The organism is Paenibacillus sp. FSL E2-8871, assembly GCF_038000345.1.
Lineage (GTDB): Bacteria > Bacillota > Bacilli > Paenibacillales > Paenibacillaceae > Paenibacillus_AQ.
The window spans coordinates 4492409-4504844 of the sequence record NZ_JBBOBV010000001.1; the positions used below are offsets into that span (position 1 = coordinate 4492409).

General features: G+C 43.5%; 12 protein-coding genes. 5 read left to right on the top strand and 7 right to left on the bottom strand.

Features of this window, described 5'->3' with window-relative positions:
* Window positions 1-67 precede the first annotated feature (67 nt).
* Genes NYE25_RS20370 through NYE25_RS20385 form a run of 4 tightly spaced genes read right to left on the bottom strand, consistent with a single transcriptional unit; the run spans window position 68 to window position 4321 of the window.
* The gene (locus NYE25_RS20370) at window positions 68-1417 is read right to left on the bottom strand and encodes an ABC transporter substrate-binding protein (protein WP_341146716.1); all 1350 of its coding nucleotides are present in this window, start codon (window positions 1415-1417) and stop codon (window positions 68-70) included.
* Window positions 1418-1432: 15 nt separating this feature from the next.
* The gene (locus NYE25_RS20375; RefSeq protein WP_341146717.1) at window positions 1433-2542 is read right to left on the bottom strand and encodes an efflux RND transporter periplasmic adaptor subunit; all 1110 of its coding nucleotides are present in this window, start codon (window positions 2540-2542) and stop codon (window positions 1433-1435) included.
* Between the two features lie 10 nt (window positions 2543-2552).
* Complete coding sequence (locus NYE25_RS20380) at window positions 2553-3410, bottom strand: carbohydrate ABC transporter permease (protein WP_341146718.1); 858 nt, start codon at window positions 3408-3410, stop codon at window positions 2553-2555.
* A 14-nt stretch (window positions 3411-3424) separates the two neighbouring features.
* A complete protein-coding gene (locus NYE25_RS20385; protein WP_445667142.1) occupies window positions 3425-4321 on the bottom strand; it encodes a carbohydrate ABC transporter permease in 897 nt (298 codons plus the stop codon).
* Between the two features lie 146 nt (window positions 4322-4467).
* Between NYE25_RS20385 and NYE25_RS20390 the strand changes: the two genes are divergently transcribed.
* The 5 genes from NYE25_RS20390 to NYE25_RS20410 all read left to right on the top strand — a co-directional run bounded on the left by NYE25_RS20390 (window position 4468) and on the right by NYE25_RS20410 (window position 8906).
* Window positions 4468-5178 (top strand): response regulator transcription factor, encoded by a 711-nt coding sequence (locus tag NYE25_RS20390; RefSeq protein WP_341146720.1) that lies wholly within the window; start codon window positions 4468-4470, stop codon window positions 5176-5178.
* 1 nt (window position 5179) lies between these two features.
* A complete protein-coding gene (locus tag NYE25_RS20395; protein ID WP_341146721.1) occupies window positions 5180-6568 on the top strand; it encodes a sensor histidine kinase in 1389 nt (462 codons plus the stop codon).
* 147 nt (window positions 6569-6715) lie between these two features.
* A complete protein-coding gene (locus tag NYE25_RS20400; RefSeq protein WP_341146722.1) occupies window positions 6716-7306 on the top strand; it encodes an urea carboxylase-associated family protein in 591 nt (196 codons plus the stop codon).
* Window positions 7307-7413: 107 nt separating this feature from the next.
* A complete protein-coding gene (locus NYE25_RS20405) occupies window positions 7414-8040 on the top strand; it encodes a LysE family transporter (RefSeq protein ID WP_341146723.1) in 627 nt (208 codons plus the stop codon).
* A gap of 92 nt (window positions 8041-8132) precedes the next feature.
* Window positions 8133-8906, top strand: coding sequence for a YqcI/YcgG family protein (locus tag NYE25_RS20410; RefSeq protein ID WP_341146724.1), 774 nt, complete (start codon window positions 8133-8135; stop codon window positions 8904-8906).
* A gap of 4 nt (window positions 8907-8910) precedes the next feature.
* On the opposite strand, the gene NYE25_RS20415 is transcribed toward NYE25_RS20410, so the two are convergent.
* The 3 genes from NYE25_RS20415 to NYE25_RS20425 all read right to left on the bottom strand — a co-directional run bounded on the left by NYE25_RS20415 (window position 8911) and on the right by NYE25_RS20425 (window position 12347).
* Window positions 8911-10221, bottom strand: coding sequence for an amino acid permease (locus NYE25_RS20415; RefSeq protein ID WP_341146725.1), 1311 nt, complete (start codon window positions 10219-10221; stop codon window positions 8911-8913).
* Between the two features lie 145 nt (window positions 10222-10366).
* Window positions 10367-10951 carry a spore coat protein gene (locus tag NYE25_RS20420; protein ID WP_341147760.1) on the bottom strand — a complete coding sequence of 195 codons (585 nt, stop codon included), beginning with the start codon at window positions 10949-10951 and terminating at the stop codon, window positions 10367-10369.
* 133 nt (window positions 10952-11084) lie between these two features.
* On the bottom strand, window positions 11085-12347 hold the full coding sequence (locus NYE25_RS20425; protein ID WP_341146726.1) for an MFS transporter: 1263 nt from the start codon (window positions 12345-12347) through the stop codon (window positions 11085-11087).
* Window positions 12348-12436 lie beyond the last annotated feature (89 nt).

Consider the following 12436-nt stretch of genomic DNA (forward strand, 5'->3'; position numbering starts at 1 on the left):
GCAAAATAAACAAAAGGCGTTCAATCACCGTTAAATGATTGAGCGCCTCTCGATTAGAACGTTCTATTTACTCGTTAATGTAAGTGTTGACTCGATTTTGAATCAGCTTGCTGACGTCTTCAGCGGATTTCTGACCACTCATATATGAATCAAATTCTTCAATTGCAATTGAAACGACCTTATGATCACTAGATAAATTCCTACTTGCTCCATCTAGAAGCTGATGTAATTCTTGGATTTTACTTTCTACAGTCTCAGCATCAAACTTCTGTTCTAGAAGAGGTAGTGTTCCCGCTACTGCCTGCTGCTTAGCATCATTAAGCTGTTTCTCCACAACTCCCTTATGCAGCGGAAAGCCCTGTACCACTGGTGAAGATTGCATATCTTCGGAAAGCATGAACTTAATAAAGTTCCAAGCTTCCTCTTGAACCTTGGACTTGCTGTTAATGCCTAAAGTAAAGTATGACTTAAATGGAGTTCCATTATATTTTCCATTGACTGTTGGATTTTGATATAGTTTAAGCTTTGGATCAAGGACTTGAGAGAGGCCTGACATTGGATCGAAAAGGTTAGCTTTGCTGAACAAAGTTTTGGTATAATCGTACGAAAATTCCTCTTTAAGTACGCCTTCATCATACATCGATTTGATTTGCTTCATCATGTCTCGAAACAGATCGGAATCAAAATTAGCTTGACCTTGATCAATGAGCTTATCATAATTGGCTTCTATATACTCCGCTAACATTTGAATCGGAAATAGATTAACAAATGCTACATAATCCTCACCAACTTGTTCCTTAAGCTTCTTAGAAATTTCTTTAAATCCATCCCATGTCCAGGTCTTATCATCGATTTTTATATTAGCTTTTTCTAACAACTCTGTATTCCCAGTAAGCGCGTCGATGACAAATGAGAATGGCATTGCATACAATCCGTCCTCATCCTGGGAGTTCTTAAAGATATTTTGATAGTACTGATTTCGATCAAATTCTGAGTCCTGATCCATCAGATCATAGAAATTAGTCAGCATGTTTTTGGCGACATATTTGTCCTGCGGCAGATCGTTCATTACGATGATGTCTGCCCCTTTGCCGGACATCATCTGTGTGCTAACCGTTTGTATATATTTCTCAACATCGCTCTTTGAGAATGATTCGCTCGATGTCATTTCCTCCGTTTGAGGTCTGGCTAGATACTCTTTGATTTCAATTTGTATATCTGGGCGAATTTTTTTATATTGCTTAACCGCCTCATCTAAATAAGGAGTTACCGCCATGGTCGCAATCTCAATCTTATTGCCATTCTGGCCTGATTGTTCATTAGTTGATCCTTCTGTACCTGATCCCACGCTGCTGCTAGAGCATCCCGATAATACGACTATCATTGCTAATAAGGACAAAACCCATCTTCTTTTCAAATTCATTCATTCCCTTCAATATACTCGGATTCGATTACCTTCCTGAAGTGGTTCACTTGATTCAATAATGATCTCATCATCAGGACTTAAGCCGCTCACAGCTACAACCTCATCCTCGGTTGAATCACCCGTTACAATATAAGCCTTGCGTGCATTAAACGTATTGCCGAGTGAGCTTTTCTTCTCCTCAACTACAAAGACATAGCTTCCTGTTGTATCCTTATGAACCCATTTCTTTGGTAACACATAACCTTTTTCATTTGACTCCTTCTTTATATCCAGACTGACTTGTTCGCCACCTTTAATACCATCATCGGAGACAGAAACGACAACCTGATAACTCGATTTATCGGATGAATCTTCTTCACTGCTCTCATGGGATGCAGCTTTAATCTCTTCAATTACACCGTTAACCAGTGTATTGTCTTTCTGCAATCGAACAGAAACCTTAGATCCAATCTCGAATAATGCCGTATTATCCGACTCGACAGCAAATGAAAATTCGAAGCCCTTACGACTATCCATTAAGGTCAGGATTGTCCCCCCTTGTGAAGCATTCATACTATCCTCTGCTGTAATCTTTGTTACTTTTCCATCAAAGGGGGCCGTCAGTGTCTGTTTATCCGCTTTATCTTTGCGCAGCTTATTCATCTTTCTTTGCGCCAGTTCAAGATCCATACTATCCAGTTCAAGAGCTCGCTCTGCCTTGGCAATCACCTGCTCATCACCATCTATCAAAGCATTCAGCATATCCTCCTCCAGAATCTCCCGATTTAACTGTTGTTTCTTTAGCGCCGTTTCCTCTTGATAAATCTGCTCATCCAGATCAGAGCTATCAAATGTCACGAGCTTTTGCCCCTTCTTAACCTCATCATTCTCTTTTACATGTACCTTCACAATTTTTGAGCCAGTCTCATTCAACAAATCCACCTGCTTTCGAGGTGTTAAGACTCCACTCCCTTTAACCTGATGAACTAATGATTTCGAGGTAAGTTTCTCCGTAACTACTTTGGGCAGCGTCATCGTTTCGAGTGTGCTGCTAAAGAAAGTCAGGCCAGCCAATATCGCAAAGAACAATACAAACAAAGCAGCCGTTAATCGTTGTCGCTTAGATGTGCTTGTCATCTCATTTCCCCTATCCTTTAATTCCAGAAAGCTCTATACCCTCAATAAAATACCGTTCCGCCAAAAGAAACAAGAGAATCATAGGCGTCATATACAAGACCGCAGCTGCAAAGGATACCCCAAGCGCATCTTCCTGTAGACGAGATAGAAAAATGGACAAGGGCTGCAAATTGGCATCCTGCAGAAAGATCAGGGGCTGCTCCACCATATTCCAGTAATCTGCAAACAGCAGAACAACAAGCGCTGCCATTCCAGGTTTAACCATGGGCAGGACAATCCTGATAAAGGATCGAAAATAACCCGCCCCATCCATTTGGGCTGCTTCCATATATGCCGTTGGAATTTGGAGCATAAATTGTCTGAGCAGGAACACACCAAACGCCGCAAATATCCCTGGTAAAATAATGGAGCTTGGACTATTAATCAGCCCTAGCCGATCGGACATGATATAGTTCGGCACAAGCGTGACCTGGAACGGCATGAGCATCGTGATCAGATACACAATAAATAAAGGCTCTCTGCCAGGAAATCGCAGCTTGGCAAATGCAAATGCCGCTAATGTTGCCACCACGACCTGGCCTATAATGATTGGAAACACCATAAATACAGAATTCCAAAACATACGAAGAAATTGTGAGGTTGAAATAAGCACCTTATAAAATTGCTCCAGCGAAACCCAATCTGGAACCAGCTTCAAATTCACAAAGTCATTCATCTGTGTATTACCTAACATGCCGTAATTCAGCATAATTTCCTTCTCCGTCATCAAGGAGCTTACCATTGTGAGCACAACTGGAAATAGCATTACCAGCGCGATTACGGCTAAGAAAATAGTAAGTAGCAGTGTTCTTATCTGTTTCTTGTTCATCTACACCCCTCCCTTTACTCCATAAATGAACGGAACTTATGTTCAACTCGGAAGAGCATCAACACAATGACTAAAATGCAGAGCACCATTAAGAAAGCTGCAGCCGACAGCTTCTGAATATCGAGCGATAAGAACATATTGTTCATATAGTGCTGAAGCATATAGATACTGTCATGAGGATAGTCACCCGCAACTAAATAAATTTCCCGAAATACCTTGAATGAGTTCAGAATCGACATCAGCATCACTAAAAATCCTGTCGGTATTAAATAAATCAAGGTGATCTGGTGCTTACGAGCCCAGCTTGCACCTTCCAGGTTTGCTATCTCATAATATTGATCTGGGATATTTTGCAGTCCAGCCAAGAATAGAAGCACATTATAGCCAATGTTTTTCCATACATAGATAAAAATAATGACCCCTTGCGCCCACTCTGATTTCATCCAATCGATCCGCTCAATTCCAATCCACTCTAATGCATGATTGAAAAAACCATTCCAGTCGAATAGGATCTGCCATACGAGCACAATTGACGCTACTGGAACAACCAGTGGCAGTACATAAGATGTACGCAGCCAATTCCGAAGGTAGACTCGTTTGTTAAGCAGCATGGCAAGAGCAAGTGACAACAGAATAAGGATCGGAACACCAATTATTGTGAACCAGAATGTATTCCCTGCCGCCTTTTGAAAGGACGAGCTAGCTAATAGGCTCTGATAATTGGCAAACGATAACCCTGCCTCACCACTTGGATTCTCAAATGAAAATACAACACTTTGACCAAACGGAATCAAATAAAATAGCGCAAACCCGATCAAACTCGGAGCAAGAAAGCAGAACGCCACAAGAATCTCCTTGCGAGCCAAATATGAAATTCTCACAGCCTCAACCTCCTTTCGAGCTTGTTCCATACAAGCAACATGTTTACCGTACAAATAACTATTCTATAGATCAGCTTCGGTATTAATTTGGAGCAATTGTGGAAAAAGTATGGAAAAGCCCGCTTGAAAGGACAACTTTGTTAGAATAATAGATGTATTGGTCAGGAGGTCTGTTGATGAAGAACTATCAAATCGCAATCGTTGAAGATGATTGTCATATAAGAGATATCGTTGAGAATTATTTACAGAAGGAAGGCTATAGCACCATATCATTAGGTTCAGCAGAAGAAGCGCTCATGTTATGGAACACAGAGCGCCCGGATATGTGGATTCTAGACATCATGCTTCCAGGTATGAATGGCTATGAATTCTGCAAACAAATACGCAAGGAAGCCGAAGTTCCTATTATTATGATCTCTGCTCGTGATGAGGAAGTAGATAAGATACTTGGACTTGAGCTTGGAAGCGATGATTATTTAACTAAGCCTTTCAGCCCACGTGAGCTGGTCGCACGAGTAAATCGTTTATTCCATCGGCTTAACTCCCTTACAGAAAGATCAGAACAGAGTATAGTCTCTTCTAAATCAAACGACCTCATCATCGATGAGCTTCGTCTAGTATTAGATAGTCGTCTGGTTTACTGGAGGTCTAAAGAAATTGAAATGACGGTGAAGGAATTTTCATTGCTTCATACCTTAGCAGCGCAACCGAATCGTGCTTTTTCTCGCAATGAGTTGTTAACTTTAGTGTGGGGCGATGACTATTTCGGTAGCGATCGGGCAATTGACGATTTAGTCAAAAGACTTCGTCGTAAAATGGAAGACCTGCCTCTTGAAACCGTTTGGGGCTATGGTTATCGAATGCGCGTGGATGGAGTGAAGACCTAACATGAAACTAATCTATAAGCTTCATTTATCATTTGGAATATTACTGGTATGCGTACTCGTACTTACAGCTACATTCGTTTATCCTCTACTAATGGACACACTAATCAATAATCAAAGAGAAGAGCTAAGATCACAAGGCAGTGCAATGATGGAGTTGGTCAATTCGTTACCTGTTCAAGACCTAACACCTTCTCAGTCAGCAGCAGCTATCGTACAGCCGGCTCAAGAAATTAATAGATCCGTCGATGCGTTACTCATAGAGCCGAATCGTAATATATTATTTAGTACAATGACTGAAGCGCAGACACAGACATGGCTACCGCTCATTGAACAGCATTCAAGTCACAATCAGCAGGATTTATGGGAAAATGGACAGGAGAAATATATTGTTGAGACCTTAACTTCTAATCCACAGAATCTTGATCCAGCTAGTGCTGTAACCCCAGCCACCCTTGTCTTGTCTACACCGCTGAGCAAAGTGAAATCATATCAATCAGAGCTTTTTACAAGAATGATGTTCATTATGGTGATTGGGGGCATTATTGCCTTTGGCCTAAGTTTATTTATTACCAAACGTCTCGTTACTCCTCTTGAGAAATTAAAGCTTGAGCTCAAAAAAGTTGAAAAACGCCAATTCGATGAGGTGCAGCTCATTCAAACTGGCGGGGAAATTGGTGAGGTAGCCCAAAGTGTCCATCATCTCGCAGGAGAACTTAAACAATACCATCATGCTCAAAGACAATTTTTCCAGAATGCTTCTCATGAACTTAAGACCCCACTAATGACGATTCAAGGTTATGCAGAGGGAATACGAGATGGTATTTTCACCGGGGATCGTGCTGACAATGGTCTTGATGTCATCTCAAGTGAATGTGAACGACTTAAGGGAATTGTTACAGAGATGATCTTGTTAGCCAAGCTTGAAAGTGAAGATGGTATTTTTGATCAAGAAGAAGTGTCAGTAGAACAATTAATCGATAAAACCGCCGATCGAATACGTCCATTAGCTATAAATGAGAGAGTTGACATCAAAGTAAAGTACGAGGTGGATAACCCGAGAAAACTTCATATTCATGGAGATTCGGAAAAACTCTTACAAGCAGTACTAAATATTATGAGCAATGCGATCAGACATGCATCACAAGCCGTGGATATAGAAATTTCGGAGCAGGATGGACAAGTGCAGATCGATGTCATTGATGATGGTCAAGGTATTCCTGATCAATTACTGCCTCAGCTATTTCAGCGTTTTATTAAAGGTAAGAATGGAGAAACGGGACTTGGACTCGCCATTTCACGTGCAATTGTTGAACGGTGCGACGGTACTATATCCGCTCATAACGGAGAGCAGGGTGGAGCTATCTTTCGAATGAGTTTCCCTTCAAAATAAATGCATTCTGATGCTCAAAGATTGTCATCGAATCGAATACGAACTCTTTCTATGATGCCGCCAGAAAGCTCTATACTTTGTATGACTTTTTTGGCAAAGAGCCATACTAACCCTCACAGACTATGAATATCCCGAAGGAGAGTACTGATGAGCGAACAACAATGGCTGATTCCAGCAACCAAGGGATTGGGCTTCAAGTTGGACAAAGGACAGATTGTCCGGGTAACCGATGTAGAGGGTGAGCAGGTAGCCGATTTCGCTGCTTATAACGCCGTTGGCCCTAATGAACGGATTGACCCCGGTGTAACGATAGATGCTCTAGGCAAGATGAATGTGCTCCCGGGGGACATCCTCTATTCCAATCAATACAGACCACTGCTTACGATTATTAAGGATACTGTGGGCCGTCATGATTTCATTAACTCTGCCTGCCGTCCCGAGATGTACGAGGTGCTGTATAACAAAAAGGAACACGCCAGCTGCTACAATAACCTGAATGAGGCACTGGCGGAGTTTGGCCTGCCCGCTCCCGATCAGCATTATCCGTTTAATCTTTTTATGAATACTGTCATTGATCCTTCTGGAAAAGTCAGCGTGGAGCGACCGCTTTCTAAAGCCGGGGATTATATTGAGTTGCGGGCTGAGATGGATCTGATCATTGCCATATCGGCTTGTCCCTGCTCCGAAAGTGTCTGCAACGGGTATAAATGTACACCGATTGCCGTGGAGATCCTTTAGAGTATGTCGCAAAGAGGATAGCGCCCACTAGGCTTGTCTTCTAACTTACCCACTTCTTGAATAGAATGACTTGTACAAGTTAACATCTCATTCAAGGAGCGATGACCATGAATAGCTTTTTAACCTATATCGTACTCGGCATTTCATTATCTGCACCTATTGGTCCCATCAATGCAGCCCAGCTCGACCGGGGAGCGCGGATGGGATTTTTCCAATCCTGGATGATCGGACTGGGGGCTATGTGTGCGGATTTAGTGTATATGCTACTCATTTACTTTGGACTAGCCCACTTTCTGAATACCCCGTTTATGAAAACCTTCCTGTGGACATTCGGCAGCTTCGTTCTCCTTTATACCGGAATTGACACCTTAAAAAATATCAATGCCGTGCCTGGATCCGCCTCACGAGGTGCACAGACCGGCACTAGCGCCTTCCGTTCAGGCTTTTTGATGGCACTAATGAACCCACTCAGCATTCTGTTCTGGTTAGGTATCTACGGCTCCATTCTGGCCAAAAGCATAGAAAATCAACATTTCGATCAGGTGCTGTGGAACAGCATTGGTATTTTTGTCGGTATCCTACTCTGGGATGTAGTGATGGCGATGCTGTCTAGCTTCCTTCATCGGTTCACCGGCCCTTCTATGCTCCGGTTCATTTCCCTTGCCGCGGGGATTTGCCTTCTTGGTTTTGGCATCTACTTCGGTTTACAGGCTTTTACACAGTTGTTTGGCTAATACGTTTAACAGGCAAGAGCTTTCCTAGGCCTTCACCCATCTCCCTCCCTTCGCATAGGATGTTTTGAACTTAACGAGGAGGGTGTTTTTGGATGGCCCATTTGAACACAAAGGTCTGGCTGGATGAACATCTGGCTGAGCTGCCGTACTGGCAGCAGGATGCTTTTCGTCAATTTACATCTATGATTGCAGATCCCGAAGGCAAATATCCCTGTATTCCGGGACGTCAGGGGTTTCTGTCCAATCATTTGCGTTTTGGCTTCGTAGCTGATCCACGAAGTGAAGAGTCTGCAATAGAGGTCGCTCAATTACTTCGTCAATATGGGGAATGCTCGCGGGAAACCGGTAAATATGCCTCTCTTGTCCTGTTTTTTGAAACACCGGCAGATCTGGCAGAAGGCTACTCCATTGAGGAATATGAGAATTTGTTCTGGTCCATTCTGGGCCGCGTCAGTGCGGTGGACACGGTGCCCTGGCCGGATGAAATTTCTACAGATCCCGCACATCCTTCGTGGGAGTTCTGCTTTGATGGACATCCTTATTTCGCGTTCTGCGCAACCCCGGCACATGAGCTGCGGAGAAGCCGCCATACCCCTTATTTTGTCATTGCTTTTCAGCCGCGTTGGGTGTTCGAGAATATTAATGATTCTACCGCATTTGGCCGCAACATGAAGAAGCAGATCCGCAAGAAGCTCGCTGACTACGACAGTGTTCCCGCACATCCTTCCCTTCAATGGTATGGGCAGGAGAGCAATTTAGAATGGAAGCAATATTTTCTACGAGATGACGAGAGTGCACCGTCTAAATGTCCATATACTTATATGAAGAACAAGTTCAAAGCAATAGGAATGAAATTTCACTCTTAAGCGCTTATGAAGTTTGTCCGCGTTTTTTCAAAAGGTGCTCCCTAAACCAGGTAATCAACGCAATGACACAGATGATCAGAAGGCTGGACCAGAAGCCGGGACGGCCCCCTTTTTCAAAAAGTGTACCTGCCACGGCAGTAATGATCAGCGCCATAGCGACCATGGATCTAATCCAACCGCCCATCTTTGGTCTCAATAACTTAAGGAAAGAGGCAAGGATAAATAGCCATGTGTACAAAATAACTAGACCGGCTGCCGTGGTGATATGCTCAAAAATTTGCTTTGGCAGAAACAAGCTCAGTACAATTGTCACGCACAGGCCCAGCATATTGATACCAAGCGCGTAGAGCGGCATCTTTCTTTTTCCTTTGGTCACCGCCAGCCAAGAAGGAGCATCTTTATCCTCGGCCAAGGTTACCAGCATAGTCGAGACCGCATACAATGAAGCCACTAAAATAGAGAACCCGGCCACGATCATTACCCCGTTCAGTACATATACAAGAATAGGTAGTCCCATCGCTTCAAGTGCAGCAATAATTGAGCTTTGATCAGGTCTCACTTTCTCAGGGCTCACGAATAATAATGCAAGTCCTATCGACAGTACATACAGCAGGGTCACGCCCAGCAGCATAAACCTGCCTGCTTTCGGAGCTTCTTTTGAGTCTCGTAGGTCCATCGCCATAAAGCCCATTACCTCAATACCCCCAAAAGCATAGAACGCATAAAGTAACCCTTTCCAAGCACCCATCCATCCTTTATTCAACCATGCTGCCGAACTGTGAACCGTATCCCAATTCCCCCTTCCCCTCAAAAGGGCAATCACGGCGACCACGATGAACATCAGTACCGCGGCGATTTTGATCATGGCGAATAGATTTTCCGCTTTGTTAATCCCCTGGCTACCTAGAATAATGACCAGCAGACCCAGTACAGCATAAATTGCGGTAAAAACCCAAAGCGGCCAACTCGGAAACCAGACCCGCGAAAACAGGCCCAAAGCAGTCAAGGTACTGCCGAGTATTAGAATTTCTGAGCACCAATAGATCCAGCCCATGCCAAACCCGGCCCAGCGGCCAAAAGCCTCTTTGGCATAACTACGAAAAGAGCCCTTTTGAGGATTTTGTATAGTCATTTGGGCCAGCGCCTCATAGACGAACAGAGTTGCCACAGCCGCCAACACAAAAATAACCAACACCAATAATCCGCTCTTACGGATAGCGATGCTGGAACCAAGAAAGAATCCCGTGCCAATCGTGCAGCCTACACCAAATAGAGTAAGCTGCCACCAAGGTAGCTTGCCAGTTGGAGCACCCATATGTATATCCCCTCCGTCTGGTTTTACTATGCGTTATCGGGTGCTATTTTATTCTGGTACAAGCTTAGGCAGGCACAAGAAAACCCGGCCTCTGTTCAATAACGAACGAAGCCGGGTAATTTACAATTTAGAGATCGGTAGTGCTCTAGTTGCTTGTCGGCATCTGAGGAGATCCGGCAGCAGGAACATAGGCATCCAGCATCTGCTGTATTACTGAAACCTGAAGCTGCGGAACCTGATAATAGGCATGTTTGTTCTGATAAAGGAACAACTCATATCCCATTTCAATAAAATGCTGCACCTGTGAAGCCAGCACCCGCCGCAGCGCTGGGTTCGTCACTTCCGGTGAAGACATGGCCAGCAGTGAGGCATGGGATTTGATTAGACCCAGCATATACCCGCTGACGCCCGCATCTTTCACATCCGCCAGTGACGAGTTAGGCTTCTTGGGCGGGGCCGGTTGGAGGCCGTAAACCGGCTGTGTCATATTCGGGATAAGATAGGTAGCCGTTTCCTGGCTTGGCTTTTGCCCTGTCTTAAAGCATTGGCAGGTCAAGTTGTACTGATCCAGCATGAAATTGTACTGCCGATCCAAGATAGACAGTAGCTCTTGATCCTGTACAAAGGTTCTGAACATCATGAACTGGTCCAGTAAATTGATCTGGCAGGACAATACCTCGTGCACATCGAACATTTCGTGAGCGCCATGACCTAGCTGCTGTCCGCCCATCGTTATACTTCCTAACTGTGGTTGCTGCTGCAAATTATATTCTCCTTTGTTCTTAGATGAGTACCCTCTATAATATGAAGGACAAGATAGCCAATTATGCACGCAGTTATATTTACATCCCTCCATATCTAAGTCAAAGTGCCTCACTTACTGCAACCTTCTTATTTTGAATCCGAAGATTCCTTCTATGTGTCGTGAATAATCCGAAGTACCCTAGCGTTACGAGGATACAGATTATAACATCAACTACAATTAAGTTCTGATAATTCCCAAAATAATCGAAGGATAGGCCTCCGATTAATACACCTACTATACCGCCGCCCTGGTGCATGAGAAGTAGAACACCGGTATGTTTTCCTTTACCCTTTGCAAACTCATTAATGACAAGCATTCCACCTGGTAATGCACTTAAGTAGGTAATTCCGAACGCTATAGCAAAAAGAATAGGTGAACTTCCCAAGTGCATAAAGAGGAAAGCAAAACCTATAATACGTATGCCATACAATAGAGACATCATCATTAATTTATTGTATCGGTCCAGAAAATAACCGCAAATGAGTGCCCCCGTGATTTCCATAATACCAAGGATGCTCATAGATAGGGCGATCATGCTTGGTGATACATCTGCCAACTGATGTATGGCTACCAAATTCATCTCGACGGATCCCATATTGATACCGCAGGTGAACAGCGCAATCGCGACTACGACAAAGATAGGAAGAGAAATAAATTTCTTGGACGGTGGAGTTACTCTAGGTGATGTATCTTGACCTTCGACTTCTATTGAACGATCCGAAGGAGCTCTCTCCGTATTTTTCTGTTCTGAACTCTTAATTCCTAACCAAATTACGGGAAGTGTTACACAAACACCTAGGATAAAAGAAGCCATAAAAGCGTTTTTCCAAGTCAGCCAGTCCATGGATACGAAAATGGGTGTAATAATCGCTAATCCTACAGAAGAGGCACTCGCCAGCAAGGCCATTGCTTTAGCCCGATGATGCCGAAACCATTCAAACATCAATATATAATTTGTCGTCGCCCCAATACCTGCCAAACCAGAGATAACACCGTATCCAATAAAAAAGACAATAGGATGGTGGCCTAACACGACAATACCAGTACCCAAAGTACTCATGATTGCACTTAACATTAGTATCTTCTTTGTGCCATAACGATCCACGAGCCAGCCCCCCAAAGGCGCGCATACGGCTACGATGAATAAATTGGTGGACCATGCCATTGAGATGAATCCCCTGCTAATCTGTAAATCCGTCGATATTTGCACCTGAAAAAAAGACAAGCTGAAGCGAGTCAATGCACCAATAAATCCAATAACCCAGAGAGATCCTAATCCAATCCATGCATACCTGGATTCCTTAAACCATGTCGTTTCCATTATGGTTTCCACCCCTGTCTATTATAAAAGATACCGATTGGTATCTTTTATAATAGCATAGATGCTTTTTTTTGCAACAGAATAATTTC